General features: G+C 68.2%; 23 protein-coding genes and 1 pseudogene. 17 read left to right on the forward strand and 7 right to left on the reverse strand.

The features are described 5' to 3' along the window. The first annotated feature begins 94 nt into the window (after nt 1-94). Nucleotides 95-820: an IclR family transcriptional regulator gene (locus tag ABD768_RS32750; RefSeq protein ID WP_343966145.1), complete on the forward strand. Its 726-nt coding sequence runs from the start codon at nt 95-97 to the stop codon at nt 818-820. Nucleotides 821-831: 11 nt separating this feature from the next. Here ABD768_RS32750 and ABD768_RS32755 read toward each other — a convergent pair whose 3' ends face one another. The 3 genes and pseudogenes from ABD768_RS32755 to lplAB all read right to left on the reverse strand — a co-directional run bounded on the left by ABD768_RS32755 (nt 832) and on the right by lplAB (nt 3,002). Next, nucleotides 832-1,116 carry a hypothetical protein gene (locus ABD768_RS32755; RefSeq protein WP_344847107.1) on the reverse strand — a complete coding sequence of 95 codons (285 nt, stop codon included), beginning with the start codon at nt 1,114-1,116 and terminating at the stop codon, nt 832-834. Nucleotides 1,117-1,219: 103 nt separating this feature from the next. Continuing rightward, a pseudogene (locus tag ABD768_RS43170) lies at nt 1,220-1,723 on the reverse strand (LLM class flavin-dependent oxidoreductase); the annotation flags it as partial. A 229-nt stretch (nt 1,724-1,952) separates the two neighbouring features. Further along, nucleotides 1,953-3,002: a lipoate-protein ligase LplAB gene (lplAB, locus tag ABD768_RS32760; protein ID WP_344847109.1), complete on the reverse strand. Its 1,050-nt coding sequence runs from the start codon at nt 3,000-3,002 to the stop codon at nt 1,953-1,955. Nucleotides 3,003-3,069: 67 nt separating this feature from the next. Between lplAB and ABD768_RS32765 the strand changes: the two genes are divergently transcribed. From ABD768_RS32765 to ABD768_RS32800, 8 genes are all read left to right on the forward strand, one after another. Beyond that, on the forward strand, nt 3,070-3,585 hold the full coding sequence (locus ABD768_RS32765; protein WP_344847111.1) for a hypothetical protein: 516 nt from the start codon (nt 3,070-3,072) through the stop codon (nt 3,583-3,585). A gap of 70 nt (nt 3,586-3,655) precedes the next feature. Continuing rightward, on the forward strand, nt 3,656-4,963 hold the full coding sequence (locus ABD768_RS32770) for a SidA/IucD/PvdA family monooxygenase (protein WP_344847114.1): 1,308 nt from the start codon (nt 3,656-3,658) through the stop codon (nt 4,961-4,963). A 35-nt stretch (nt 4,964-4,998) separates the two neighbouring features. After that, complete coding sequence (locus tag ABD768_RS32775; protein WP_343966155.1) at nt 4,999-6,534, forward strand: PqqD family protein; 1,536 nt, start codon at nt 4,999-5,001, stop codon at nt 6,532-6,534. 3 nt (nt 6,535-6,537) lie between these two features. Continuing rightward, nucleotides 6,538-7,005, forward strand: a complete 468-nt coding sequence (locus ABD768_RS32780; RefSeq protein ID WP_343966157.1) for a cupin domain-containing protein — start codon at nt 6,538-6,540, stop codon at nt 7,003-7,005. Next, nucleotides 7,002-8,690, forward strand: coding sequence for a class I tRNA ligase family protein (locus ABD768_RS32785; protein ID WP_343966160.1), 1,689 nt, complete (start codon nt 7,002-7,004; stop codon nt 8,688-8,690). Before ABD768_RS32780 ends, ABD768_RS32785 begins: the two co-directional genes overlap by 4 nt. Before the next feature lie 6 nt (nt 8,691-8,696). Then, entirely contained in the window at nt 8,697-9,854 is a 1,158-nt protein-coding gene (locus tag ABD768_RS32790; RefSeq protein WP_344847121.1) for an NAD(P)/FAD-dependent oxidoreductase, read from the forward strand. Continuing rightward, on the forward strand, nt 9,851-11,107 hold the full coding sequence (locus ABD768_RS32795; RefSeq protein ID WP_344847123.1) for an ATP-grasp domain-containing protein: 1,257 nt from the start codon (nt 9,851-9,853) through the stop codon (nt 11,105-11,107). The genes ABD768_RS32790 and ABD768_RS32795 overlap by 4 nt, the downstream gene beginning before the upstream one ends. A gap of 30 nt (nt 11,108-11,137) precedes the next feature. After that, nucleotides 11,138-12,928, forward strand: a complete 1,791-nt coding sequence (locus ABD768_RS32800) for an ABC transporter substrate-binding protein (protein WP_344847125.1) — start codon at nt 11,138-11,140, stop codon at nt 12,926-12,928. Nucleotides 12,929-13,002: 74 nt separating this feature from the next. Here ABD768_RS32800 and ABD768_RS32805 read toward each other — a convergent pair whose 3' ends face one another. Then, nucleotides 13,003-14,247, reverse strand: coding sequence for a cytochrome P450 family protein (locus tag ABD768_RS32805; protein ID WP_344847129.1), 1,245 nt, complete (start codon nt 14,245-14,247; stop codon nt 13,003-13,005). A gap of 233 nt (nt 14,248-14,480) precedes the next feature. On the opposite strand from ABD768_RS32805, the gene ABD768_RS32810 reads away from it, so the two are divergent. Continuing rightward, on the forward strand, nt 14,481-15,782 hold the full coding sequence (locus ABD768_RS32810; RefSeq protein WP_343966169.1) for an MFS transporter: 1,302 nt from the start codon (nt 14,481-14,483) through the stop codon (nt 15,780-15,782). Nucleotides 15,783-15,942: 160 nt separating this feature from the next. On the opposite strand, the gene ABD768_RS32815 is transcribed toward ABD768_RS32810, so the two are convergent. Then, nucleotides 15,943-17,337: a hypothetical protein gene (locus ABD768_RS32815; protein WP_343966171.1), complete on the reverse strand. Its 1,395-nt coding sequence runs from the start codon at nt 17,335-17,337 to the stop codon at nt 15,943-15,945. A 139-nt stretch (nt 17,338-17,476) separates the two neighbouring features. On the opposite strand from ABD768_RS32815, the gene ddaH reads away from it, so the two are divergent. Genes ddaH through ABD768_RS32845 form a run of 6 tightly spaced genes read left to right on the forward strand, consistent with a single transcriptional unit; the run spans nt 17,477 to nt 22,820 of the window. After that, nucleotides 17,477-18,298 carry a dimethylargininase gene (gene ddaH, locus ABD768_RS32820; protein WP_343966173.1) on the forward strand — a complete coding sequence of 274 codons (822 nt, stop codon included), beginning with the start codon at nt 17,477-17,479 and terminating at the stop codon, nt 18,296-18,298. Further along, on the forward strand, nt 18,298-18,636 hold the full coding sequence (locus ABD768_RS32825; RefSeq protein ID WP_344847225.1) for an avidin-fold protein: 339 nt from the start codon (nt 18,298-18,300) through the stop codon (nt 18,634-18,636). The genes ddaH and ABD768_RS32825 overlap by 1 nt, the downstream gene beginning before the upstream one ends. Before the next feature lie 45 nt (nt 18,637-18,681). Beyond that, nucleotides 18,682-19,146 carry a cobalamin B12-binding domain-containing protein gene (locus tag ABD768_RS32830; RefSeq protein ID WP_343966176.1) on the forward strand — a complete coding sequence of 155 codons (465 nt, stop codon included), beginning with the start codon at nt 18,682-18,684 and terminating at the stop codon, nt 19,144-19,146. After that, a complete protein-coding gene (locus ABD768_RS32835) occupies nt 19,143-20,486 on the forward strand; it encodes a methylaspartate mutase (RefSeq protein WP_344847230.1) in 1,344 nt (447 codons plus the stop codon). Before ABD768_RS32830 ends, ABD768_RS32835 begins: the two co-directional genes overlap by 4 nt. Then, entirely contained in the window at nt 20,483-21,496 is a 1,014-nt protein-coding gene (locus tag ABD768_RS32840; protein ID WP_344847233.1) for an asparagine synthetase A, read from the forward strand. Before ABD768_RS32835 ends, ABD768_RS32840 begins: the two co-directional genes overlap by 4 nt. Nucleotides 21,497-21,551: 55 nt before the next feature. Beyond that, nucleotides 21,552-22,820, forward strand: coding sequence for an amino acid permease (locus tag ABD768_RS32845; RefSeq protein WP_344847236.1), 1,269 nt, complete (start codon nt 21,552-21,554; stop codon nt 22,818-22,820). On the opposite strand, the gene ABD768_RS32850 is transcribed toward ABD768_RS32845, so the two are convergent. Continuing rightward, complete coding sequence (locus tag ABD768_RS32850; protein ID WP_344847239.1) at nt 22,805-23,830, reverse strand: matrixin family metalloprotease; 1,026 nt, start codon at nt 23,828-23,830, stop codon at nt 22,805-22,807. The two genes, ABD768_RS32845 and ABD768_RS32850, sit on opposite strands and share 16 nt — an antisense overlap. Nucleotides 23,831-24,000: 170 nt before the next feature. Between ABD768_RS32850 and ABD768_RS32855 the strand changes: the two genes are divergently transcribed. After that, on the forward strand, nt 24,001-25,281 hold the full coding sequence (locus ABD768_RS32855; RefSeq protein ID WP_344847241.1) for a glutamate synthase-related protein: 1,281 nt from the start codon (nt 24,001-24,003) through the stop codon (nt 25,279-25,281). A gap of 25 nt (nt 25,282-25,306) precedes the next feature. Here ABD768_RS32855 and ABD768_RS32860 read toward each other — a convergent pair whose 3' ends face one another. After that, nucleotides 25,307-26,122 carry an AfsR/SARP family transcriptional regulator gene (locus tag ABD768_RS32860; protein ID WP_343966189.1) on the reverse strand — a complete coding sequence of 272 codons (816 nt, stop codon included), beginning with the start codon at nt 26,120-26,122 and terminating at the stop codon, nt 25,307-25,309. Nucleotides 26,123-26,379: the final 257 nt, after the last annotated feature.

A 26,379-nucleotide genomic window follows, 5' to 3' on the forward strand; every position in this document is an offset into this window, starting at 1 on the left:
TAATCCGGAAGTACCGAGGAGATCGGAGCCCCACATGGCGGAGCCGGCTGGGACAGTGCCAGATGGTGCTGGGCCGAAGAGTCGCACTGGGAGCGTGCAGTCTATTGAGCGGGCGTTCGCTCTGCTCGAGATGATGGCTGATGCGGGTGGGATGGTGCCGTTGTCGCAGCTCGCGACCAGCTCCGGGCTTCCACTGCCGACGATCCACCGGCTGGTCCGGACGCTGGTCGATCTCGGGTACGTCCGGCAGGAGCCGTCTCGCCAGTACGTCCTCGGCCCCCGGCTGATCCGGCTCGGCGAGGCGTCCTCGCACATGCTCAGCATCTGGGCCCGCCCGCACCTGGCCCAACTGGTCGACCAGGTCGGTGAGTCGGCCAACATGGCGATGCTCGACGGGGATCAGATCGTGTACCTGGCCCAGGTACAGTCCCGCCACTCCATGCGCATGTTCACCGAGGTCGGCCGCCGCGTCCTCCCGCACTGCACAGCGGTCGGAAAAGCCATCCTCTCCAAGCTCCCCGAGCCAGAGGTCCGCGACCTCCTCCACCGCACCGGCATGCCGCAACACACCTCCACCACCATCACCAACCCCGACGAGTTCATCGCCCAACTCCACAAGGCCGAATCAGATGGCTACGCCCTGGACGAGGGCGAACAGGAGCAAGGCGTCCGCTGCATCGCAGTACCAGTCCCCGACGCCCCGTCCCGCCTAGCCCTCTCCCTCTCCGGCCCCGCCGGACGAATGACCGAAGACCTCCTCCACCAAGCAGTCCCCCTCCTGACCCAAGCCGCCAAGTCCCTCTCCGACGACCTCCGCTAGCCATTCCCCCCTCACCCACCTCGTACTGCGGGAGCTACCTCGTGGGCGAACAGGTTGACCTGGTCGAGAGTCAGGGTCTCCGGCCAGAGGACGAAGCCGCGGAACGGCGTGTTGGTGGCCAGTTCCGACAACAGCGTCACCCATTGGTCGACGGAGCCTCGGAGTGGGCGGTCGCCGACCAGGTCGGTGCCGTTGGCAACGTTCTCGGGGGTGATGGTTCCGACTACTTGAGCGATCCGTAGGACATCGCCGGGATCGCGCCCGGCCTCGCGGGCACCCCGCGTCGATGGCTGCATGAGCGTCCGCCCAGCTCTCGTACGGCAGATACGACGGAATCGGCGCGGCCCACCCATCAGCGATCCGGCCGGTCAACCGATTGGCGCGCGGCCCAACGGACCCGAACCAGATGCCGATCGAGTGCGCGGGCGCCGGTCCAGCGTGCACACCGCGGACGTGATGAAACTCCCCGTCCACCCGCGCCGTCTCGCCCGCACGCCACAACGCCCGGATGACCTCGACGCCTTCCTCGAGCGCCTTGAGCGCCTCCCCGGGCTTCAATTCGCCGCCACCCATGGCCGCGACCGCGTGCCACGCAGCCCCGCTCCCCAGGCCGAGTTCGAAACGTCCACCAGACAGCAGATCCAGCGTCGCCGCGGCCTTGGCCAGCATCGCCGGCGGTCGCAGCGGAAGATTCGCGACGTCCGGGAACACCCGGATCCTGGAGGTCTTGTCGAGCAGGTGACCCATCAGAGTGAACGTATCCAGGAACTCCCCCACATACGGATGATCCTGTACGCCGAACAGCTCCAGCCCACCCTCATCCGCCGCCCGCGCGACCTCGACCGTGAACTCCACCGCCCCGGCCCGCGGCGGCGCCTGCACCCCGAACAGCAACTCAGTCATCCGCGAACCCTCCAGGCTCGGTCACTCTCACCACAAGTATCGCCCGACAAGGAGGTGGCACCGGCCCTCGGCGCGGACCTCCGTGCATACCTAACTCCGGCGTTCGAACCTTTCCCCAGCGTGCCGGGCCTGTCCGGCCGGGGGTTGTGCGTGCGTGGCGCTCCGCCCGATGCGGGCTACGGCTACGGCTACGGCTCCAATCGGGCACCGGCCCCGACCCGGACAACGCTTACGGCACGCGGGCGAGCCAGTCCTCGGTCCCGAACTTCGAGTCAACGCGACGCTGCGCCTCGGCCACCGTCTCGTCGTCGATGGTTGCGGCAGCGAGGCCGTAGCGGTTGGCGAAGGTGCCTACCAGGCGGTTGATCACCTCGGCCCGCTCCAACCCGGTCTGACTCCGCAACGGGTCGACTCGCTTGTTGGCGCTCTTGGTGCCCTTGTCGGACATCTTCTCGCGGCCGATCCGCAGGACCTCGACCATCTTCGCGGCGTCCATGTCGTACGCCATCGTCACGTGATGCAGCACCGCCCCACCGGCGAAGCGTTTCTGGGCGGCGCCGGCGATCTTGCCGGCCGGTGAGGTGATGTCGTTGATCGGCTGGTACGTCGCGGCGATGCCGAGCTCGTTCAGCGCGCCGACCACCCAGTCGTCGAGGAAGGCGTACGAGTCGACGAAGGACAGCCCGGAGACGAGCGACTCGGGCACGTACAGCGAGTACGTGATCGTGTTGCCCGGTTCGACGAACATCGCGCCGCCGCCGCTGATCCGGCGTACCACCGTCACGTCATGTTTCGCCGCCCCGCCCAGATCCACCTCGTTGGCCAGCGACTGGAAGCTGCCGATGATGACCGCGTTCGACGCCCACTCCCAGATCCGCAACGTCGGCGGCCGCTCCCCCGACCCGACCTGCTCGGCCAGTACCTCGTCCAGCGCCATTTGCAGCGCCGGCTCCCGCGGTACGTCGTGCACGAACTCCCAAGCGTGATCCGTCCAAGCCGTAGCCCCCGTCAACGCCCGCCGCACCGCGACAGCCACAGCCTCAGGCGAGAACCCGATCATCTCGACCCCATCGCCGAGCACCCCGCGAACCCGGGCCGCGATCTGCGCCACCGGCATCTCGACCGGTACTCCGGTCAGCGCCCCGTTGATCCGCTCCAGCGCATCATCCGGCTCCAGGAAGAAGTCCCCGCTGATCCGCCCCCGCCGCACCACCTCGTCGACGACGTCGAGATCGGCGACGACCAACTTCCCACCAGGCACCTTGTATTCACCATGCACACCACTACCCAACCACCCACCCCCCAGAGATGTTCCTCAAGACCCCCTCCCCAAGCGATCATCAGCCATGCGCGAACGCCTGAACTCGACCCCCACCTGGGCCCTGCTCCTGATCCTCTGGCTCGCCTGGACCGCGGTGACGTTCGCGATCGGCATCATCGAGACCAGAGACCTGTTCTGGTCCCTCATCTTCGGCACCGCGGTCTCACTCATGGTGGCCGTCGGCATGACCTTTGCGATCAAGGCCAGGCTGCGCTGGGAGAACGGCGCACTGGGCGATGCCCCGAAGGACGCCCGGCGGCTGGCCCTGAAGGCTGCCTGGAAGGGCCCGCTCCCCACCGACCCCGAGCTCCGCGCGACAACCCTCGCCGTCGCCCAGGAACAACTCCGCCAGATGCGCCGAGGCCGCCCGCTCCAGATCGTCGCCGTCTCCCTGGTCACCGTCTCTGCCATCGGTCTGGCCTTCACCGACTCCCCCTGGCAACTCCTCATGTTGGTCTTCTACGTCCCTCTCGCAGTCACCTTCCTCTACGCGCCCACCCGCCTCCGCAAACGCATCGCTCAGCTGTCCGAAGCGGAGTAGGTGTATCAGCGGGCCGCTGCCGAGTGCTCTCGAAGGGAGGTGATCACACCCCGAGACGAGGGCGGCACAGATGTCGGAACTGAGCGTGGACGTGGAACTGCTGGCCATCGGCGCCGGGCCGTCGAACCTGGGGCTCGCGGTGGCGCTCGAAGAGCTGGCCCCGGAGCTGGCGGAGAACAGCCTGCTGATCGACCGGAACACGGAGATCGCCTGGCAGCAGGGCATGTTGATGCCGTGGGCCACCAGCCAGGTGTCGTTCCTGAAGGATCTGGTCACCCAGCGGGACCCCACCAGCAAGTTCTCCTTCCTCAACCACCTGTTCGAGACCGGGCGGATGGACGAGTTCGTCAACATGAGCACCTTCACGCCGTACCGGGTGGAGTTCACCGAGTACCTGCGCTGGGTCGCCGCGTCGCTGGAGAAGGTGAAGATCGAGCTCGGCCGTGAGGTTGTCTCGATGCAAGCCCAGAAGGACGAGACCGGATCGGTGACCGGCTGGGTCACCACGCTGGCCGACGGCAGCACGATCAACAGCCGCTACCTCGTGTACGGCGGGAGTCGCGAGGCCAACATCCCCCCGGTGCTGGCCGATCTGCCACCCAACCGGGTCGTGCACAGCACGGCGTACCGGCAGCGGGTTGCCCAGTTCGATGGCGAGCTGCCGTACCGCGTGGCCGTCGTCGGCAGCTCCCAGAGCGCCGCGGAGATGTTCCGCGCATTGCGTGACGACCTGCCCGACAGTGACGTCGCCTGGCTGATGCGGTCCATCGGCCTCAGCTCCGACGCCTCCAGCAAGTTCACCAACGAGCTGTACTACCCCGGCTTCGTCGACGAGTTCTACGACGCCCGGCCGGCCGCGCGCGAGCAGATCCTGCAGGAGATGTACCGGACCAACTACTCCGTCGTCACTCCCCCGATGCTCGAGCACCTGTACGCCGACCTCTACCTCGACCGCTTCAACGGCCGTACCGAGCGCCGCCTGATCCCGATGGTCGACATCACCGCCGCCCGCGACACCGGCGACGAGCTCGTACTCGAGCTGACCGACCGCCGCACCGGCGTGGTCACCGAGCTGCACCGCGACGTCGTCTTCCTCGGCACCGGTTTCGACACCCGGATGCCGCGCCTGGTCCGCGAGCTGGCCGCCAGCCTCGACCTCGACCAGATCGACGTCACCCGTCAGTACCAGCTGGAGCTCGGCGTACCGAGCGCTGCGGCCGTCTATCTGCAAGGCGTCAACGAGCAGACCCACGGCATCTCCGACACCCTGCTCAGCGTGCTGGCCCAGCGCGCCGAGGAGATCTGCCGCGACATCATCGCGCACCGCGAGCGGATCCCGGCGGCGGCTGTATCAGGCGAGGAGGCCTCCGCGCTCTAACGGGTGGCAGAACGGCGACCCCGAGGAGACCCAGGATGGCAATGGTCGAACTGGAACGGACCCCACTCGACGAGGTGGCCCGGGCCCGTGAGCAGGCCTTCGCCGGCCTGCAGGCAGCGATGCCACCGGCCATCCTGGCCGAGGCGTTGCAGTGCACCGTCAAGCTGCAGGCTGAGTTGCCCTACCGCGAGGAGCTGGAGAAGAACCTCGTCATGGTGGCGTTCGGCGGCGGCAAGGACAGCTCGTACACGCTGGCCTTCGTCCGTGCGATGCAGCTGATCCTGTACCGCGTCCATGGCCGGACGTTCCGGATGCGGGTCGCCACCAACCGGCACGCGGGCATGCCGCGGCCGGTGATGGAGAACATCGATCGCGAGTACGTCGCCCTGCGGCTGTTCGACGACCCGGACTGCGAGCTACTGCTGGTCGACGGTGACGAGGTGTCGGAGTTCTACGTGGACTCGCCGCAACGCGAGCACGTGATCCGGCGCAACCGGCTGGACATCCTGATGACCGGCCACCGCACCTTCGCAGACGGCCGCCCGACGTTCTGCAACTCCTGCAATCTGAGCGTCTTCAACGCCTTCGGGGTGGCCGCGGCGTACGGCGACGGCGCCGACATCATCATCACCGGCGACTCCCCGCGCGAGCAGCGGCAGTACACCGCCTGGGTCGGCCGGCTGGCCCGCCAGATCCGCGCGACCGACCCCGGCACGATCCGCGAGCACGCCAGCACCGAGAACGGCTTCGGCAAGGTGCTCGGCCAGCTCGACGACATCGCCGGCGCCTACTTCACCGACATCCTCGGCCCCGACGCGACCACCGCGATCGCCGAGCGGCAGGTCAGTACGGCCGTGCCGGACCGGCTGAAGTTCTTCTCGATCTACGACGAGACCGACTACGCGGCCGGCGACCACTTCGAGCTGCTGACCGGCTTCCTCGGCTTCCAGTTCGACGACCTGGCGTTCAGCTTCACCGAGTCCGACTGCGCGAACCCGGCCCTGATGGCGCATCTGCGCGGGATCAAGGCCGAGCACCTGTTCCAGCGCTCCTACGACGAGGGGATGGCCGAGTACGTCCAGTTCGCCCTCGGCCTGATGCGCAAGAAGGACATCCCGGCCGGCCTGATCGAGACGATGCGGGCCCGGTACGACACCCCGGACGCGCTGAAGCGGATGCGGCTGCTGGCCGAGGAGTACGCGCTGGAGACCTTCGCTCTCACCGAGAGCCACCTGGTCTGCATGACGTACTCCCCGTTCGCCGGCCAGGGCGCCGGGCTCGAGCAGTTCATCGAGCGCGAGCACCCCGAGCTGGCCGACCGGGTCGCGGACATGCACAGCCTGCTGGCCGGCGTGACCAACGACGTCGAGCTGGCCGCCGAGCTCGAGCGGATCAGCGGCCTCGAGCCGAGCCAGCTGCGGGTGCTCTACAGCCGGTCGGTGCAGACCCCCGGCGGCGGTGGCGCGCCGGTGATCGACCTGATTCTGCAGGGCGATCCGCACAAGGCGGTCATCGAGACCAAGCACTCCCAGAACGGTCCGAACACCTTCGAGCAGATTTCGGGACGGTAAGCCATGGTCGTACACATCTCCCGGCTGGATCGTGACAATCTCGTGCACGAGTACAGCGTCGACACCCAGCGGCTGATGCCGTGGGCGGTGCTGAACGCGCCGTTCGAGGTCTCGTACGCCGTCTGCCGGGCGAACACGGTCTCCAAGCTGCACACCCACCACGAGCAGGAGATCTTCGTCGCGGTCTCCGGCGAGGTCGAGGTCGAGTGCGGTGGCGAGCGGCAGCCCTTCCGGGCCGGCGACGTCTGCTACTTCACGCCTGGCCAGCTGCACCGGGTGCACAACCACAACGACGAGGACTTCGTCTTCACCAGCATCTGGTGGGACCCGGAGATGTCGCACCGGTTCCTGGCCGCGCACGCCGGGTCGGAGACCGAGAAGCTCGCCGCCGAGGCGCGCGAGAAGGAAGCAGAGAACGCCGCGACCGCCGCGGCGATCGAGAACTCCGAGCGTGAAGGAGCCACCGCGTGACCGGCGTACTGCCCAAGGACGACGACCGTCCCGTCCTGGTCCTCGGCCCGAACCCGACTCCCAACGGTGGCATGCATCTGGGCCACATCGCCGGTCCGTACCTGGCCGGTGACGTGTACGCGCGCTACCAGCGGGCCCGCGGCCGCAACGTCATCTTCACCACCGAGACAGACGACAGCCAGACCTACGTGGTCGCGTCGGCCGCCCGCGAGGGAATCACCTCGGAGGCGCTCTGCAAGCGCTCGACGGGCCAGATCCAGGAAGCCCTGCAGGCGATCGGCATCTCGTACGACGGCTTCGGACCGTTCGACTCGACGTACAAGGCCACTGTGCTGCAGTACTTCCACGCGCTGCACTCGGCGGGAGTCTTCAAGCTCAAGACCGTCCGGCTGCCGTACCTGGAGCGGACCGGCGAGTTCATGGTCGAGGGCCTGATCGAGGGCGACTGCCCGGTCTGCCTGAGCAGCAGTCGCGGCGGCCTGTGCGAGACCTGTTGCCACCCGAACAACTTCGACCAGCTGCTCAACCCGCACTCGACGATCAACCCGGACGACAAGCTCACCTACCGCGAAGCCACCATCATGGTGCTGCCGCTGGAGGAGTACCGCGACCGGCTGACGAAATACCACGAATCGCTGGCGACCCACCGGCGCCCGCACGTGCGGCAGATGATCGCCGAACTGCTGGCCCGCCCGTTGCAGGACGTGCCGATCACCTTCCCGCTCGGCTGGGGTATCGACGCGCAGTTCCCGGAGGTGCCCGGCCAGGTGCTCAACGCCTGGCTCGAGCTGATCCCGGCCGGGATGTTCACCACCTCGTACGCCGCGAGCAAGCTCGGCCGCGACACGGTCCCCGGCGAGCTGTGGAAGAAGGCCGAGAACCTGCGGATCGTGCACTTCCTCGGCTTCGACAACGCGTACTACTTCTGCCTGCCGCACATCGCGATGCTGATGGCGCACGGCGACAAGTACGTCTGGCCGGAATCCATCATCAACAACGAGTTCTACGAGCTGGAGAGCTCGAAGTTCTCGACCAGCAAGCGGCACGTGCTGACGCCGCAGGAGTTGCTGAAGGAGGTACCGCGGGACGTCGCCCGGCTCTACCTGGCGCTGACGGCCCCGGAGTACCAGCGGTCGACCTTCAGCCGGGCGGGGCTGGACAAGATGGCCGAGGACCGGCTGATCGGTCCCTGGAACCAGCTCGCCGGCACGCTCGCCAAGGCGGTCGCCAACGCCGGCGACGACAGCGCCCGGCTGCCGGTCACCCCGGGCGGTCGCGGCCGAATCGTCCTCATGCTTGAGCGATTCGACCTGTTCTACGAGATGCCGACGTTCAACCTGAACCGCGCGGCCGACACCGTGCTCACCCAGCTTGAGCGACTGCGCGGCCGGGCAGCAGCTCTCGACGGCATCGGCCTGGACGAGCAGCCGGAAGCCTGGGGCGACCTGTTCGCCGAGGTCAAAGCCCTGCTGGCGTTGGCATCCCCGCTGCTGATCGACCTCGTCACAGCAGCCAAGGAAGCCGGCGTCTTCGACGGTACTTCGAACGCTCTGCTGGCGAACGGAGTCTTCGACGGCGCCGACGTCAAGCCGTTCGCCCCGCCGCTCCTGTCTGCCGAGCCGGCCGCTGCGGGCAACCCCGCCGAAGCCGTTGAGCCGGCCGGCGCGCTCGCCGGAGGTGGGTGATCCCGGATGCGGATCACGGTGGTAGGTGGTGGCGTGATCGGGCTGCTCACCGCGATCGAGTGCGTCCGCGCGTCCGGCGCCCACCAGGTCGATCTGGTGGACGCCGGTCCGATCCCGTCACCGCTGGCCACGTCGAACGACCGGCTCCGGGTGACCCGCGCGCTGCACCGGGGCGACCCGGTGCTGACGGCTGCGGCCGCGGGCGCGCATTCCGCCTGGCTGGATGTCGAGCGGCTGCTCGGTACGCGGTTCTATCACCCGACCGGTGCCCTCACGGCGATGCCGGCTGAGCAAGCCAACATCGAGTTGGCCGAGCTCACCGCCGACGGCGCGAAAGCCTGGGCGCTGTCACCGAAGGACCTGGCCAACTGGTATCCGCGCGTCAACTTCCCGCTCGGAAGCGCCGCCGTACTAGAGGCGACGGCCGGTGTGCTGCTGGCAGACCATGCCCTGGTGGCCATGGCCCGCTGGCTTGCCGAGCATCCTCGGGTGCGACTGCTCCCCCACCGCCAGGTCGTTGCGGTGTCCGAGGTCGAGGGGGACGGCGTGGTCCGATTCGCCGACGGCGCGACGCAGTCGGCAGATCGAGTCGTCATCGCTGCCGGACCGTGGTCACGCGAGCTGTTGGCCAGCTCGGTCGGACCGGATCTGACCTTGTACCGGCAGAGCGTGCTGTCCTATCGGCCACCGACCTGTCGCCGGAACTGGGCCGAGATGCCGGTCGTACTCGGCCTCGGCCCGAACCGCGATGCGTGGTTCATGCCGACGGTGGCGCAGTCGGAGGCGCCGATGCGATTGAGCGCGGCAAGCGCGTGCAGACCGGTCGAAGAGATGACCGATCGCGGTACGCCGGACCAGTGGCGTCATCACCTCGTCGACCTGTTCACTCAGCTGATCGACGGGTTCGACCCGGCCGGGGTGGTCGGGGCCAACGACGGCTACTACCTGGCCGAGCGCACGCAAGGCGGGCCGCTGCTCGCGGCGTACGGAGCAGGCACTATCTGGGCCTTTGCCGCGTGCGGCGGGATGTCCTTCAAGTTCGCACCCCAGATCGCCCGGGCGATCGCCGATCGTGCGGTGGGTGACTCGCCCCGCGCGACCGGTCTCGAGTCGATCGACAGGCCGCGCCAGCTCGCCGCGGTCGGTGAGGAGTTGACCCTATGAAGCTGCTCGCTCTGGAGGCCGTGCAGAACGCCGGCTACTACCAGTCCCGCTACCAGCAGATCGAGGAGTTCGGCGGCACGCTGTACGTGCTGAACGGCCTCGGCCAGGAAGGCTATTGGCCGGCCGACCGGTACCGGATCGCCGGCTCCAAGCACATCGACGACATCATCAAGGCCGCCCAGGAATGGCACGCCGACGAAGCATTCGACGGCGTCCTCACCTTCTCCGAGTCCGGGGTGCTGACGGTCGCCGCGGTGGCCGAGGCGCTCGGGCTGCCTGGCGTCGGTCTGGATGCCGCGCGGATCAGCCGGAACAAGCTGCTGATGCGGGAGGCGCAGGAACGCGGTGGCGCGCCGGTGCCGAGGTACCGGCTGGTGCCCGATGTCGACGCGGCGCTGAAGGCGGCCGAGGAGTTCGGGTATCCGATCATCCTCAAGCCGACGTTGGGGGCCGCGAGCAACTTCGTGTTCAAGGTGGACAGCGCCGGCGAGCTGCGGACCCGGTTCCCGCAGGCGCTCGAGGGCATGGCCGGGATGTCGTGGTTCCAGATGGAGCCCGACGGGCTCGACCTCGGACCGTACGGACTGCTGGTCGAGTCGTTCCTGGACGGCCGGGAGATGCAGATCGAGGCGCTCGCCTGGGACGGCGAGGTGTATCTCGGCTCGATCGTCGACCGGATCACGATCGAGGGCAACACCTTCGACGACGACGCGCACCAGGCGCCGACCACCCTCGACGCGGACCAGCTGGCCGCCGTCCACGACGTTGTCACCAAGGCTGCCCACGCACAGGGACTGAAGCGCAGCGTGATGCACGCCGAAGTCCGTTTCCATCAAGGCAGACCGCACATGCTGGAGATCGCCGTACGACCGGGCGGTGGCGGGCTGGACTACTTCGCCCGCCTGAGCACCGGGTACTGCCCGATCCGCGCCACCATGGCGGTCGCTGCCGGGGTGAAGCCCGAGGTCCAGCACTACCACCCGACCGGAGTCCATCTCGCCGGTACCTGCTTGATCAGCGCGCCCGGCCGGATCGAGCAGATCACCGTGCCGCCGGCGGTGGCCGAGTCGGACCGGGTGTTCTTCCTCAAGATCACCGCCAAGCCCGGTGACCTGGTCCGGCGGCCGCCGGACGGCAACAACATCCTCGGCTTCCTCTGCACCAGCGGCGCGACCTTCGACGAGGCGATCGCGACGGCGTACGAGTTCGCCGCGCAGATCGACGTACGGCTGGCCTTGCCGGCGACGGCCTGACAGACCCTGAACAAGAAGAAAGGTGACCTGATGTCCACAACGTTGACCACGCAGGATTCCGGCCAGCCGTCCGAGGCGGGCCGGCCAGTCAAGGGTGGCATCGTCACCTGGGCCTGCAACCCCGGCTTCCCGCCGGCCGCGATCTTCCCGTTCACGCCGCGGGAGCGGATCGGGATCCGGAACCTGTACGAGTTCCAGATCCTGATGTTCCGCCCGCTGTACTGGCTGGGCAAGGACGGCGCGGCCGGCGTCGACTACGACCGCAGCCTGGCGCATCCGCCGGAGTGGAGCGACGACGGCCTGAGCGTCACCGTCACGCTGAAGGACTGGCAGTGGTCCAACGGCGAGCCGATCTGCGCCGACAACGTGATGTTCTGGGTGAACATGATGGCGGTCAAGGGCGACCGGCTCGGCTACTACGTGCCCGGCTACTTCCCCGACAACCTGTCGTCGTACGAGAAGATCGCCGAGGACAAGGTCCGGTTCACCTTCAACGAGGTCTACTCCAAGACCTGGGTGGAGATGAACCAGCTGACCCTGATCACCCCGATGCCGAAGGCCTGGGACCGCACCGCGGACGGACCCGCGCGGGCGTCGTTCGACAAGGACGACATCCCCGCCGTCTACGACTACCTGGTGTCGGAGAACGGCGAGTGGACCGAGGAGGCCAACCTGCACCGCGGCGGCTGGGCCGACAGCCCGGTCTGGAGTGTCGTCAGCGGCCCGTGGAAGCTGAAGAGCTACGACCTCGACGGGCTGGTCACCTTCGTACCGAACGAGAACTACTCCGGCCCGCACAAGCCCCAGCTGGCCGAGTTCCGCCAGGTGCAGAACGACACCGACGAGCTGATGTACAAGCGGCTGCTGGCCGGGCCGGACGCCGAGGACGGCATCCAGATCGGCTATCTGCCACCCGGGATGGAGATCACCGACGGCAGCCCTGACCCGCTGGCGGACAAGTACCGGGTGGTGCCGCAGGACGTGTTCGTGCTCCGGTACATGCCGTTCAACTTCGACAACGACTCCGACACCGCGGCGATCTACAAGCACGCGTACGTCCGGCAGGCGCTGCAGATGTGCCTGGACCAGGACCGGATCATCGCCGAGGTCTTCAACGGCAACGCCTACCGGATGGACGGGCCGATCCCGCCCTCGCCGCCGAACCCGCACGTCTCCCCCAAGCAGCGCAACGACCCGATGCCGTTCGACCCCGAGGCGGCCAACGAACTGCTCCGGGCACACGGCTGGGACACCAGCACGCTGCCGGCCGGCTGCGTCCAGCCCGGCGAGGTCGCCGGGTGTGCGGGTGAGGGTGTGGAGATCGGCGCCCACATGTCCTTCACGATCCGGTACGTCGAGGGCAAGGACGCGCTGCTGAAGCTGCTGGAGATCTTCAAGGAGGACGCGGCCAAGGCCGGCATCGAGCTCAAGCTGGAGCCCGTCTACGGCTCGGTGATGGTGGCCGAGGACCACAGCCCGAACGTGCCGAGCAAGCGGCTGTGGGAGATCAACACCTGGAACGGCGGCTGGTCGTTCTACGGTCACCTGACCGGCGAGATGCTGTTCGCCACCGGTGGCGGCAGCAACTTCGGCGACTACTCCGACCCGACCGCGGACAAGCTGATCGACGCGACCGTGCACAGCGACGACCCGGAGGCGATGTACGCCTACCAGGACTACATCGCCGAGCAGGTCCCGACGATCTGGTCACCGGGCTTCCCGAACCGGATGTTCGAGGTGGCGAAGAACCTGCGCGGCGTCGAGCCCTGCAACCCGTACGGCCTGATCAACCCCGAGGACTGGTACTACGTCGAGGACTGATCCCAGGACGAACAAGAAGCCGCCCCAGCCGGAGCTGGGGCGGCTTTCTTGTTGCCTGGGGTCAGCGCCTCAGCTCAGTGCTTCAGCGGGGTGGTTGCCGCCGGCAAGTGGTGCATGCCGCGCAGCAGCGTGCTCGGCTCCCACTCCAGGAACTTCGGGTCGGCGGTCATCCGCAGATCCGGGAACCGCTCCAGCAGCCGGGTCAGCGCGATGTTCGTCTGCATCTTGGCCAGCGGCTGGCCGATGCAGAAGTGCGGACCGTGACCGAACCCGAGCACGCCCTTGGGCTTGCGGTCCAGATCCAGCTTGTTCGCGTTCTCGTACTGCTCCTCGTCGCGGTGCGCCGACAGGATCGACAGCGCCATGATGCTGTTCTTCGGCACCACGGTGTCGCCGATCTCGATGTCTTCCAGCGAGAACCGGAAGGTGGCCACGCCGACGCCGCCGTCGTAGCGCATCAGCTCGTCGATCGCCTGCGACATGATCCCCAGGTCGCCGCGCAGCCGCTCCATCGCGTCCGGGTTGGTGAGCAGGCTGAGGATCGCGTTCGACAGCGTGTGCTGCGAGGTGATGTGGCCGGCCACGGTGTAGAGGAAGATCATCGCGACCAGCTCGTCGTCGGTCAGCCGGTCGCCGTCGGGGTTGCCCTCGATCATCGCGCTGACCATGTCGTCACCGGGGTTCTTGCGCTTCATCTCGATGATCGCCTGGCCGTACTCCTGGACGTTCTTCGACGCCTGCTCGACCACCTCCGGCGGGTGCCCCGCGCCGACCAGCTCGACCGCCCACTGCTGGAACCGCTCGCGGTCCTCGAACGGGATGCCGAGCACGTCGCAGATGATCACGATCGGCAGCGGCTGGGCGAACTCGGTCACCAGGTCGACGTCGTCGCGACCCTCGAGCTTGTCCAGGTACTGGCCGACCAGCTCCTCGATCCGGTCGCGGAAGTTCTCCATCCGCTTCAGCGTGAAGGCCTTGCTGACCAGTGAGCGCAGCCGGGTGTGCCGGGGCGCGTCGGTGTTCAGCATGTGCTGGGACAGCTCGTCGTCGAAGCCGACATCGGGCTTGTCGGTCTCGACGTAGGTGCCCGTGTGCCGGGCGAACATCTCGTTCATCCGGGTCCCGTCCTTGCTCACCCGGGGGTCCTGCAGCAGCGTCCGCACGTCGGCGTACCGAGTGACGAGCCAGACGTCGGCTCCGTGCGGGAAGACCACGTGATGGACGCGGCCCGCCTTCCGGTACGGCTCGAGAATCTCGTACGGCCTCTGCATGAAGTCGTCCGGGATTCGATCGAGGTCCCGGTGGATTTCGATGGTCATATTGGTCCGATCCTCCTGCCAGCGGGGCATGACGACGCGGGGGCACACGCGGTCCGCGATGTGTCGCCGTCACCCCACCAGAGGCAGCCCGGACGCGCCGCTGATACACGTGTTTTAGTTGCCTGCAAACCCTGTCGGACGGGCGTTCGGCGCGGTAGCGTGCGGGACCAAATGTCCGCAGGCAGACCTGCCCGGACAACTCGCCTGCCCGGAACCAAGGGGTGAAGTAACCGATGAGTGAAGAAGTCGACCGCGATCCGGCACCGGCCGAACAACCCGGCACCGGGCTCGGTGCGATCGCGACCTGGCGGCAGACATCGCTGACGTCCAAGGCGCTGCTGTTCGGCGTGTTCGTCAACCGGCTGGGCGCCTTCCTGCAGATCTTCCTGGTGCTGTTCATGACGCACAAGGGCTTCTCGGCCGGTGAGGCCGGCTTCGCGCTGGGCGTCTACGGCGCCGGCCACGTGCTCGGCTCGTTCGTCGGTGGCTGGCTCACCGACCGGCTGAGCGCCCGGGCCGCGACGCTGATCAGCATGCTCGGCTCGGCCGCGTTGATCGTCTCGATCCTGTACATCAAGCCGTACTGGCTGATCCTGCTCGCGATCCTGGTGGTCAGCACGGTCAGCATGCTGAACCGGCCGGCCGCGCAGGCGATGCTGGCGGAGCTGACCAAGCCCGGCCAGCTCGTGATGACGATGGCGATGTACCGGCTGGCGATCAACCTCGGTACGGCCGTCACGCCGATCGTGGGTGTCGCGCTGGTCTCGGTGTCGTACAACCTGCTGTTCTGGGCCGAGGCGTTCGCGGCGGTCCTCTACAGCGCGATCGCCTGGAAGTTCCTTCCTGGCAAGCCGAGTGCGGCCGAGCAGGCTGAGAAGGCCGCGGCGAAGGCGGCCGACAAGAAGCAGGGCTATCGGGCTGTTCTGGCCGACTGGCGCTATGACTTCTACCTGGCCGCCGTGTTCCTGGTGACCATCGTCTACTGCCAGTACCTCGCGGTACTTCCGCTGGCGATCGTGGACGACGGGATGAGCCTGTGGTGGTACAGCCTGGTGGTCTCGGCGAACGCGGTCGTCGTCGCGGTCTGCGAGGTACCCGCGACGAAGTACGTGCAAACCTGGCCTTTGCGTATCACCGCCATCGCGGGCTTCGGCCTGGTCGCGGTCGGCTACGGCATGTACGCCATCGCCCTGATCCCAGCCCTGCTGATCGTCGGCACGATCATCTGGACCGCCTCCGAAATCATCGGCGCCCCCACCACCTTCGCCTACCCCGGCATGGTCGCTCCCCCACACCTGATGGGCCGCTACTCCGGCGCCATGCTGACGGTCTTCGGCCTGGGCAACGCCATCGGCCCCGCAGTAGGCGTCTGGGCCTGGTCCCACCTGGGCCAGACCTTCTGGATCTGGGCCGCCGGCGTAGCAGTCCTCTCCGCAGTCTGCGCCCGCATAGGCATGCGCCGCCCAGACGGCGAGCCGTCAAAGATCCCAGCCCCCACCCCCACCACCGACCCCAGCACCGAACCCGCCACCTAAACACCAACTGCTCGGCGGCCCGCTGCGCGGGCCGCCGAGCAGCAAAAGCAGGAGCACGCGCGGAGCGCCGTGCGTGGCGCAGCCGGCCGGGCGCCCCGCCTCCTGCAACTGCCAACAAAAACCGCGCCGCGGCCCCAGGGCCGTGGCGCGGTTTTGTTGGTTACTTGACCGGAAGCGCAGTGCCAGGTTCGACGTCTGAGTCTTCTGGGAGGACGTGCATGCCGGTACCAACCGAGGCGCCGGCCTTCAGGCGGATGACCTCGAGGTCCGACTCCACCGTCGCAGCGCGGGCGAAGACGCCGCCGAAGCCGTTGACTACGGTGAAAACGCCCCAGTTGACCAGCCAGGGCACGGGATCGCCTTCTGGCATCGGGAAGTACTCCACCACCGGCCGGATCCGGCGCTGGACGATCCATGACCCGCCGACGGCCGACCGGACCCGCTCCTCCCACTCCTCCGCGCTGGTTTCCGCACGCCAGCCGAGCAGTACCCCGTCGCCGCCGTGCAGCTGGGTCGGCTTGAGCACCAGGTCGTCCTGGTGCGAGAGCACGTAGTCGATCAGGTCGACGCGGCTGCCATCCTCCAGCGTCACCTGCTCCGACCGCACCGCCCGGGTCCACGGCAGGATCCGGTCCAGGCTGGCCAGCGTCTCCGCATCGAAGTGCTTCCGGTTCGCCTCGTCCGACAGCATCGCCAGCGCGCTCTTGCTCGCGAACATCTCCGAGTCCAGCGGGGTGAAGATCTTCACCTCACCGCGGGCCGCCGCGTCCAGGATCGGCTCGGCCAGCGCGAACGACTCCGGGTCCTCCAGGTCCTCCAGCATGAACAGCCGCTGGATGATGTCGAGCTTCACGTCCCCCAGCCAGACCCCACCGTCGCGCACCTCGAGCTGCCCGATGTGACCGAAGACGGTGTCGATGCCCATCTCGGTCAGCCGGCCGGAGAAGTGCTGCATGTAGGGCTCGAGCGTCTCGTAGCTGCTCGGCCAGTCGACGGTCGCCATCTTCGGCCGCGAGCCGGGCGCGAACCCGCTCTCGACCAGCATGTCGTTGACCTGCTCGCGCATCGTGTCGACGAAGGTCAGCCGGTGCTTCTGTGCGAACTCCAGCATCACCGGCTGGTCCAGCAACGCGGTGGCCATGTCGGAGTGGTCGATGCCACCGAGCGCGCTGCCCATGTTGAACTCGAGCAACTTGAACCCGTCCTCCGACAGGTACAGGTCACCGCGGCTCTGCTTGGTGACGGTCGTGCCGCGGCTGCGCAGGACCGCCGAGACCTGCGCCTCACTCAGTCCGACGGCCCGGCCGAAGGCGCCGAAGTCACCGCCGTACAGCTTGTCGGGCAGGCTGACCAGGGCGGCGTGCATGTTCAGCATGTCGTGCGCCAGTTGCTCGGTCTCCTCGGCACCGAGGAACAACGGCCGCGACAGGTACCGGCCGCCGTAGAAGGACTGCAGGCCGACGGACTCGGGCTGGGTGCTGGTGAGTTCGGTGGCCGAGATCCCTCGTCGCTTGACCTCGTCGAGATACAGCGCAGTGAGTTCAGCTCGGCTCAAGCCGGTAACCATATGTCGGACCTCCGAGTGGGCTGGGCGGAGCAGAGCCGCTCCTACTCGCAAGAGACCTCGACCTGCCCCCGGAAATACACCCATGGGGGGAGGTATCTGACGGTACCCCCGGCCTCCTCTGGTGGGCATGGAAACCACTGCTCGGCAGGCCACAGCCCGCCACTACCTGATGTGCCCGCCGACCCACTTCGACGTCACCTACTCCATCAACCCATGGATGGATCCCGGCAAACCGACCGACCAGTCGATCGCCATGGACCAGTGGCAGCGGATCCACGACCAGCTGATCGACCTCGGCCACACCGTCGACGTGATCCCGCCACTGGAGGGATTGCCCGACATGGTCTTCGCCGCGAACGGCGCCACCGTGTACGGCGACCGCGCGCTGGTCGCCCGATTCCGGTTCCCCGAGCGGGACGCGGAGTCGGCCGGCTACCTCGACTGGTTCGCCGCCAAGGGACTCAAGGTCCGCCAGGCGGCGCTAGAGAACGAGGGCGAGGGCGACTACCTGGCCGCCGGACCGTGGATCCTGGCAGGCAACGGCTTCCGTACCGACCGCCGCAGCCACGTGGAGACCGAGGAGTACTTCGGCCGCCCGGTGATCGGCCTGACCCTGGTGAACGACAAGTTCTACCACCTGGACACCGCGCTGTCGGCGCTCGACGACCGCACGATCATGTACTACCCGGCGGCCTTCACCCCCGGCAGCCAGGGCATCCTGCGCGAGCTCTTCCCGGACGCGATCATCGCCGACCACGACGACGCCGAGGCGTTCGGACTCAATGCGGTCTCCGACGGCAAGCACGTCCTCATGCCCGAGGGCGCCGCCAACCTGGTCGCCCAGCTGCGCGCAGCAGGCTTCGAGTCCTTCGGCATGGACGTCTCCGAACTGCTCCGGGCCGGCGGCGGCGTCAAGTGCTGCATCCTCGAGCTGCACAACCAGGTCTGATGATCGATTACGACGGCAGGAGGTTCCGCGATGTCGCGCACGCCGAGGGCGATGGCCCGTCGGCCGTGTACCGGCAGCGCGGAGACCTTCTGTGGGCTGACTTCAGCGGCGGCAAGGTACGGCGTGGGTCGCTGACCGGCCTCTGCCGGCCCGACGGGTCCATCGAGTTCACGTACACGATGGCGCTGGCCGACGGGACCGTACTGGCCGGGCATTGCGAGAGCACGCCCGAGATGCTGCCTGACGGCCGCATCCGGCTGCACGAGCGCTGGGAGCGGTACGGGCCGCAGGCGGCCAGTGGCGTCTCCCAGCTGGACGAGATCGCCCCACCACTCTGAGCAGGCCCGTGTATCAGGGCGTGAGCGACTGATGCTCTGGTTGTCATGGATCATGTCGCCGCCGTCCCGGCCGGCAGAGCCGCCGGGAACGGCGACCTCACCGTGCTGCTGACCAGCGTCTCCTCGGACTCGCACACCTGGAACCTGGTGTTCCTGCAGCTCGTGCTGGAAGAGCTGGGCCACCAGGTACACAACCTCGGCGCCTGTGTGCCGGACGACCTGCTGATCGCCGAGACGGAGCGCATCCGCCCGGACCTGATCGTGGTCAGCACCGTCAACGGGCACGGCTTCCACGACGGGCTGCGGGTGATCAGCCAGCTCCGCGACCGGCCGGGCCTGAGCCAGGTACCGGCGGTGATCGGCGGCAAGCTCGGCATCGACGGACCGGGCTCCGACGGCTCCCGCGCCAGGCTGATGTCCGCCGGGTTCGACGCGGTCTTCGACGACGGGACCGGGCTGACCGCCTTCCAGTCGTTCGTCCGTCAGCTGACCACCGGCGTCGCTTCGTGAGCCTCCCGTCCACCGGCTCGTTCGGTGACTTCGTCACGGGCGCGCACCAGGCCGGCCGGCTCGTGGTCCAGCCCCGGATGGGGGTCAGCGAGGCCGCCTCGATGCGCCTGGGGTTGCAGCTCACCAAGGCGGCAGCCGCAACGACCGTGGGTACGATCACGCTCGACAGCTACACCCGGGTCGGCGACCACGACAGCGCCGGCGCGGCGCTGGCGGCCGGTATCGAGCTGAACGGCTACCCGATCGTCGCGCAGGACGTGTCCACCACCCGTGCGGTCCTGGACGGCGTCGTCGGCGTCGACTTCCCGGTCCAGGTCCGGCACGGCTCACCGTTGCCTGCGGCAATCATTCGCTCGCTGGTGGCGGCCGGTCTGCACGCCACCGAGGGCGGCCCGGTCTCGTACTGCCTGCCGTACAGCCGCGCTCCGCTGACCGAGTCGATCCCGAACTGGGCGCTCAGTTGCGAGTTGCTGTCGGAGGTACGGGAGACCGGCGTCGAACCGCATCTGGAGAGCTTCGGCGGCTGCATGATGGGCCAGCTCTGCCCGCCCGGCCTGCTCGTCGCGCTGAGCGTGCTCGAGTGCATGTTCTTCCGCCAGCACGGCATCCGCAGCGTCTCCCTGAGCTACGCCCAGCAGACCGATCCGGACCAGGACGCCGAGGCGATCCTCGCCATGCGCCGGCTGGCTGCGCAGTGGTTGCCGGACATCGACTGGCACGTCGTCATCTACACCTACATGGGCGTCTATCCGCGCACGCCCGAGGGCGCCTCGCGCCTGCTCGAAGAGGCCGCGCGGCTGGCAGTCCGTACGTCGTCCGCCCGGCTGATCGTCAAGACCGTTGCGGAGGGCTATCGGATCCCCACCTTCGCCGAGAACGTCGACGCGCTGGAGACTGCCGCGGCCGCTGCCGCGCGGTGCACCAGGATCATCGGCGACATCGACGACACCGGCATCCACGCCGAGGCGAGCGCGTTGATCGATGCCGTGGTCAACCTCGACCCGGACCTCGGTACCGCGCTCGAACTCGCCTTCCGCCGCGGCTACCTCGACGTCCCGTACTGCCTGCACCCGGACAACGCCGGCAAGGCTCGCAGCTATCTCGACGACACCGGCCGGCTGCAGTGGTCGTCGGTCGGCTCGATGCCGATCCGCGAGTCGGTCCGGCGGACCGGCGCGGGCAAGCTGACCGCGATGGGGCTGCTGTCGACGCTGTCGTACATCGAGCGGAAGTTCGACAGCGCGAGTCTCGAGCAGGAGTACCAGGCCGCACCCGCGGCCGAGCAGCTGCCGGACTCCAAACCACCGCCCCGTGACGAACTGACAGGGAGCAACTTATGACCGAGACCCGGATCCCACCCGCGCAGGCCGCGGCCTCGCTGCCGCCGAGTCCCCGTGAGCACCTGACCTCACCGGTCACCCGGGCGGTCCTCGTGATCCAGAACAAGATGCTGTCCGCGAGCCGCGAGTACCTCACCGGCCGTGGATTCATGGAACTGCTGCCACCGATCATCGGACCGGTCACCGACCCGGGCGCCCGGGGCGCCAAGCAGGTCGACGTCGACTACTACGGCCACCGGTACAAGCTGATGACGAGCGCGATCCTCTACAAGCAGGCGGCGCTGACCTCGTTCGACAAGATCTTCTTCATCGCCCCGAACGTTCGGCTGGAGCCGCTGGAGACGACGTCGACCAGTCGGCACCTGGCCGAGTTCCACCAGATCGACTGCGAGATGGCCGATGCCGGCCGCGACGACGCGCTCGAGCTGGCCGAGGGCCTGGTCCGGTACGTCGTCGAGCGCGTGCTGAGCGACCTGCCGAGCGAACTGCACACGCTCGGCCGGGACGCCGGCGCGCTGGCCGAAGTACTGACCGGGCACTTCGGCCGACGTACGCACTCGCAGGCCGTCGCCGATCTGCATGCCATCGACCACGACCAGAGCCCGGACGCGGAGATCGACTGGGTCGGCGAGGCGAAGCTGTCACAGCAGGTGGACCGGCCGTTCTTCGTCACCGACTACCCCAAGGGGTCCCGCGGCTTCTACGACAAGGAGAGCCCGGACCAGCCCGGCATGCTGCGCAACTTCGACCTGATCGCGGCCGAGGGGTACGGCGAGCTGTGCAGCGGCTCCGAGCGCGAGCAGGACTACGCGACCATCGTCGCCCGGATGCGGGAGACGGCCGAGAACCCGGCGAAGTACGCGTGGTACCTGGAAATGCTCAAGCAGGGCGTGCCACCGAGCGCGGGCTTCGGCTTGGGGCTGGAACGCTTCACCCGCTACGTGGCCGGACTCGACTCGGTCTGGCAGGCGAGCGCGTTCCCGAAGGTGCCGGGTATCCCCTCCCCGTGACCGCCTCGCCGTGCCCAAGCGCCCTGGTGGCCGGTTTCCGGCGAAGATGTCCCGCATGACGGAAGCAACCACAGAGCCGAGGGGCACGCTCAGCCTGGGCCAGGGCACGGCCTTGTACGTCGGGGCCGTGCTGGCCACCGGCGTGATCGCACTGCCGGCTCTGGCCGCCGAGGTGGCCGGGCCGGCGTCGTTGCTGGCCTGGCTCGGCCTGGCGATCGTCTCCGCTCCCCTGGCGGCGACGTTCGCCGCGCTGGGTGCGCGCTATCCGGACTCCGGTGGCGTAGCGACGTACGCGCGCCTGGCCTTCGGCGACAAGGCGGCCGCCGTGGTCGGCTGGTGCTTCTACCTGTCTGTGCCCGTCGGTGGCCCCGCTGCCGCCTTGTGGGCCGGTGGCTACGTCGAAGCCGGCATCGGTGGTGGTGAGAAGACGGTATTGATCACCATGCTGCTCCTGATCCTCGCTGTACCGGCCACCAACGCCTTCGGGATCCAGGTGACCGGCCGGGTGCAGATCGCCCTGGCTGCGCTGCTTGCCGTCTTCCTGGTACTAGCGGTCGCGCTGTCGCTGCCACACGCGGACCTGGCCAACCTGCAGCCGTTCGCACCGCATGGCTGGAAGGCGATCGGCCCGGCGGCCGCACTGCTCGTCTGGAGCTTCGTCGGCTGGGAGGCGGTCACTCACCTGACTGCGGAGTTCCGTAGGCCGGACCGCGACGTACCGCGGGCCACTGCGATCGCAGTGGTGGTCGTCGGCGTGCTCTACCTCAGCGTCGCCTTCGCCACCATCACAGTGCTCGGCCCTGGTGCGGCAGAGACCGATGCGCCACTGGGCGACCTGTTAGCGATCGGCCTCGGCGGCAACTCCCGCATCCTGGCCGCCTGTGCCGCGCTACTGCTCAGCTTCGGCGCCATGAACGCGTACTACGCGGGCGCGTCGAAACTCGGCGCCGCCCTGGCCCGCGACGGCTCGCTGCCCCAATGGCTGACCCAGGGCAGTGCTGCCGGCGAGATCCCGCGCCGTAGCCTCACGTTGCTCGGTGGCATGTCCACAGTGACCGCCTTGATCGTGGTTGCAGCAGGCATCACGCCGTCGTCGTTGGTACTGCTCACCACCGGCCTGTTCGTCACTGTGTACGCCGTCGGTGTCGCGGCCGCCGTCAAGCTGCTGCCACGGGGCAGCAAGGGTCGCCTTGCTGCCCTCGTGGCACAGGGTGCTGTCGTAGTCCTGCTAGTGATGGCTGGGCCCTACTTGCTCTGGGCCTTGATCGTCACAGTGGCCGCACTCGGCTATCGCTGGCTGACCCGCGGTCAGCGGAGTCCGTAGAGGGCTTGCATCCCGAGGACGTCGCCCCGGCCGAGCGTGCGCATGTGTCCGGTACAGCGCCGGACACCCGGGTACATCGTGAGGTTGAGGTCCTCGTCGGCACTGAGGTTCACCAGGCCGTAGACGTGGCCCATCTCGTGGGTCAGGACCGACTCCACGTCGTACCGCCAGCGGTCCTTGTCCGGCGGCAACTCGGGCTTGCACTTGGGGTCGTTGACCGGGTCGTAGGTCCAGTTGTAGTCGGCACTGTTCATCCTGATGTCGGCCTCGACGGCTCGGGTCCGGCCGTGTCTGGTCTCGGACCAGGTGCAGGTCCAGGCCAGGGTCGCCTCGAACGAGCCGCCGGGCAGGTCGCCTTCGTCGATCACGCTGTGGTGATCGCGGTCGCCGCAGGTCGTCGCGCCGTCGACGTACACGAAGTTTCCCTGCCTGGCGGTATGGCCGAGGAGAGCGCCGGACGCGCCGTTCCGGCCGCGCATGCCGCAGGTGTTGCGGCCCTGGGTCATGTTGGCGAGGGACCGCCGGACAGCCGCGTCGAAGTCGGACTGCCGGTTGGTGGCGAGCTTGGTGCCCCACGTCGTACGGAACAACCAGGGTGAGTGCCACTTGTAGTCGCGGAGTGCGTAGGTGTCGCGGTCGCAGGCACCGGGCTGTCCGGCCAGGTCAGGGAACTGGTTGTCCGGCTCGTGCTTGGCGGGAGCCGAACCGGTACTCACCCGCCCCTGCTCGTCGGTGGTCAGGCTGTAGGTGCGGGCGCCGGACGGGTAGAGCAGGTCCATCGTGACGCTGTCGCCTGGCTGCGGGACGGTGAGTGCGACGCCGTCGCCGGCGTCGATGAGTCTGCCGACGGCTCCGCAGGCGACTGCGGAGCGTGCGGCGAGGGCGGTGGAGTGCAGGACGCCTTCCGGCAACCGGCAGGGATTCGTGACGGCGGCAGCGCCGCCGACGGGCAACGTACTGACAGCCAGCGTAAAGGCGGCCAGCACAGTGGTCAGGCGTGCGAACTTCATGGTTTGTGCCCCCCGGCCCAATTGAGAGTGAAACCCCTTACAGAGAAATTGAGGGAGCGGCCCGGCGCGGCTGATACGGGTGTCCGCGAGTCGGTCGGCCGCGGTCCCCGTATTTTCACCGCTCGCTCACCGCCTCTGTCGGTGCAAGAGCTTGCTGCGATCCGATTGAGGTGGCCATCCTGCACGCCGAGACGTTCCCCGAGGCAGCAGTCCGAAGCCGGGCCAAGACCGGTGCTGCCGACGCGTTCCCGCCCGCGGACCAGTACGGGCACGCGCTGTTCGGCGCCGAGACCGGCGGGCCGGAGCCGACCTGCCCGATCGACCGGCACCGGCTCGTACCTCCGGTCTTCGTCCCGCAACGCTTCGCGAAGCTGGTCGAACTGACCCGCGAGCCGGTCTATCGCGACGTCGTGCTCGAGACGACGATCGGCGGGTTCCGGTCCGCGCTGCCGTTGTATGTCTCGGCGTTCGGCTCGACGGAGGCAGCCAGCGTCGCGCTCGGCATCTCCGCCAGCCGGCAGGCCGGACGGCTCGGCATCCCCATGGTCGTCGGCGAGAACGTGATGCCGATGAACAGCTACGGCCGGCTGGAGGAGGACGCCGAACGCTCCCTGCTCGGCCGGATCAGCGCGTACCAGGCCGAGGCGCTCGACGGGTACGGCGGTGTCGTCGTCCAGCAGAGCACCGAGGACGCGGACGCCGAGGTGTGGAACCTGGTCTACAGCGACCCGAACGCCTTGTCGCTCCTGGAGTCGGGCCGGCTGGCCTTCGAACTCAAGGTCGGCCAAGGCGCCAAGCCGGGGCTGGGCGGGATGACGCTGATGGGCGCCGAGTCGGCCGAGCGACTGGCCGATGCCTACCTCCTCGACCCCGTCGTCGGCAACGGCCAGGTCCTGCGCAGCAGCAGCCCGGGCAGCTTCACCGCGGAGATCCTGAAGCAGCAGATCCGGCTCATGCGCAACAACTATCCGCGAGCCCGGATCTGGGTGAAGTTGCCACCGGCACGAGATGTCGCCGCCGCTGCCCGCGTGGCCTGGGAGGCCGGCGCCGATGCGGTGACCGTCGACGGCGCCGAAGGCGGCACGGGCTGGGCGCCTCGCGCGTTCCTCGACCAGGTCGGCCTGCCCCTCGGCGAGTGCCTGCGCCGGATCGGCGAGGAGCGGGCCGGTCGCGAGCAACCCGGCCTCGAACTGGCCGGCGCGACGCCGACCTGCCTGCTGGTGTCCGGGCGGATGTGGGAAGGCGCGCGGATCGCCAAGTCGCTTGCCCTCGGCGCCAACGCGGCCGGCCTGGGCCGGGCCGCGTTGATCGCCGTCGACACCGACCCGGACAACGGCCTGGTCAACCTGGTCGAGTGCCTGGCGCTCGAACTGCAGTTGATCGTGAGCGCCCTGGGCAAGTACCACGTGGAGGCACTCGACCGGGAAGACGTGTGGAGCCCAGTTGGATAAGCCGGCTGGGTAGGCCGGTCGGGTACTAGGCCAGGTGGCGGTTCCGGCGGAGCATGTCGGGCACATCCCGGCGGGCGTGCGCGACGGTCTGCCGGCTGCGGACCAGATCCACCAGTTCCGCGGTCGGCTCGACCCCGAGCTCGGTGGCCAGGCTCTTGCGGAAGAACTCCAGCCGCCGGATCGCCTCCACCACGTTGTCCTCGGCCAGATGCACCTCGATCAGCACCCTGGTCGCGCTCTCCCGCAACGGCTCCAGCCGTACCGCTGCCATCGCCGCCTCGATCGCCTCGGCGTACCGGCCGTCGCAGGTCAGCGCCTGGGCGGTCAGCTCGAGCGCGTGCAGCTGCAATTGGCGCAGCCGCTCCCGTCCCAGCAGGACCCAGTCGTCGTACCAGCCCGGAAGCAGCTCCCCCATCGTGGCCAGCGTCGGCAGCAACCCCTGATCGGCGCCGCACTCGCCGTCGTTGATCACCCGGCGGATGGCGGTGACCAGCGTGCTGACGTCTACATCAAGCGATTCATCCAAACGCAGCGTCTCGTCGCCGGTGACCAGCGGGTGCTCGCTCAACTGCCGCAGCCGCCACAGAGCGGTCCGCAGACAGGCCTGCGCCTTCGAGTCGGACACCTCCGGCCAGAGCGTGCCAGCCACCTCCGCACGGCTGGACCGGCCGCGGAGCGCGACGTACGCGACCACCCGCCGGGCGCTCAGCGGAATGGACAGCGTCTGCTGGTCCACCACCGCCCGGAAACCGTCGAGCAGCCGGAGTTTCGGTACGTCCGGATTTTCTTCGGGCACAAAATCCGGCGTCGGCTCACCGACTAGACCGGATTCATTCGTCATATGTCCCCCCACAGGCATGAATTCCCACTTCCTGTGATTACTGGGCGACGCTCCGTTACGGCGAAGACTTTCGCCGGATCCGTCTCCCGATATGGGCATCGGCGACCTCCTCATCAGTGACCCCTGCGTTACCTGCGGTGAAGTCTGAATCCTCAGCTAATCGAGTACAAGGCATTGGCCCGGCAGATATCAGACATTTCCCCGGCAGTTCCCGAACGAACCCCTGAACCGGCGCTCGCCGACAGTCTCTGTATCAC

This window comes from Kribbella ginsengisoli (assembly GCF_039537185.1).
Classification (GTDB): Bacteria; Actinomycetota; Actinomycetes; order Propionibacteriales; family Kribbellaceae; genus Kribbella; species Kribbella koreensis.

Excerpts from the sequence above, each read along its gene's own strand:
- ABD768_RS32830 (WP_343966176.1), top strand. The coding sequence starts at position 18,682 with ATGGATCATGTCGCCGCCGTCCCGGCCGGCAGAGCCGCCGGGAACGGC.
- ABD768_RS32790 (WP_344847121.1), top strand. The coding sequence starts at position 8,697 with ATGCGGATCACGGTGGTAGGTGGTGGCGTGATCGGGCTGCTCACCGCG.
- ABD768_RS32845 (WP_344847236.1), top strand. The coding sequence starts at position 21,552 with ATGACGGAAGCAACCACAGAGCCGAGGGGCACGCTCAGCCTGGGCCAG.
- ABD768_RS32795 (WP_344847123.1), top strand. The coding sequence starts at position 9,851 with ATGAAGCTGCTCGCTCTGGAGGCCGTGCAGAACGCCGGCTACTACCAG.
- ABD768_RS32825 (WP_344847225.1), top strand. The coding sequence starts at position 18,298 with ATGATCGATTACGACGGCAGGAGGTTCCGCGATGTCGCGCACGCCGAG.
- ABD768_RS32850 (WP_344847239.1), bottom strand. The coding sequence starts at position 23,830 with ATGAAGTTCGCACGCCTGACCACTGTGCTGGCCGCCTTTACGCTGGCT.
- ABD768_RS32840 (WP_344847233.1), top strand. The coding sequence starts at position 20,483 with ATGACCGAGACCCGGATCCCACCCGCGCAGGCCGCGGCCTCGCTGCCG.
- ddaH (WP_343966173.1), top strand. The coding sequence starts at position 17,477 with ATGGAAACCACTGCTCGGCAGGCCACAGCCCGCCACTACCTGATGTGC.
- ABD768_RS32810 (WP_343966169.1), top strand. The coding sequence starts at position 14,481 with ATGAGTGAAGAAGTCGACCGCGATCCGGCACCGGCCGAACAACCCGGC.
- ABD768_RS32765 (WP_344847111.1), top strand. The coding sequence starts at position 3,070 with ATGCGCGAACGCCTGAACTCGACCCCCACCTGGGCCCTGCTCCTGATC.
- ABD768_RS32755 (WP_344847107.1), bottom strand. The coding sequence starts at position 1,116 with ATGCAGCCATCGACGCGGGGTGCCCGCGAGGCCGGGCGCGATCCCGGC.
- ABD768_RS32800 (WP_344847125.1), top strand. The coding sequence starts at position 11,138 with ATGTCCACAACGTTGACCACGCAGGATTCCGGCCAGCCGTCCGAGGCG.
- ABD768_RS32860 (WP_343966189.1), bottom strand. The coding sequence starts at position 26,122 with ATGACGAATGAATCCGGTCTAGTCGGTGAGCCGACGCCGGATTTTGTG.
- ABD768_RS32780 (WP_343966157.1), top strand. The coding sequence starts at position 6,538 with ATGGTCGTACACATCTCCCGGCTGGATCGTGACAATCTCGTGCACGAG.
- ABD768_RS32805 (WP_344847129.1), bottom strand. The coding sequence starts at position 14,247 with ATGACCATCGAAATCCACCGGGACCTCGATCGAATCCCGGACGACTTC.
- ABD768_RS32770 (WP_344847114.1), top strand. The coding sequence starts at position 3,656 with ATGTCGGAACTGAGCGTGGACGTGGAACTGCTGGCCATCGGCGCCGGG.
- ABD768_RS32775 (WP_343966155.1), top strand. The coding sequence starts at position 4,999 with ATGGCAATGGTCGAACTGGAACGGACCCCACTCGACGAGGTGGCCCGG.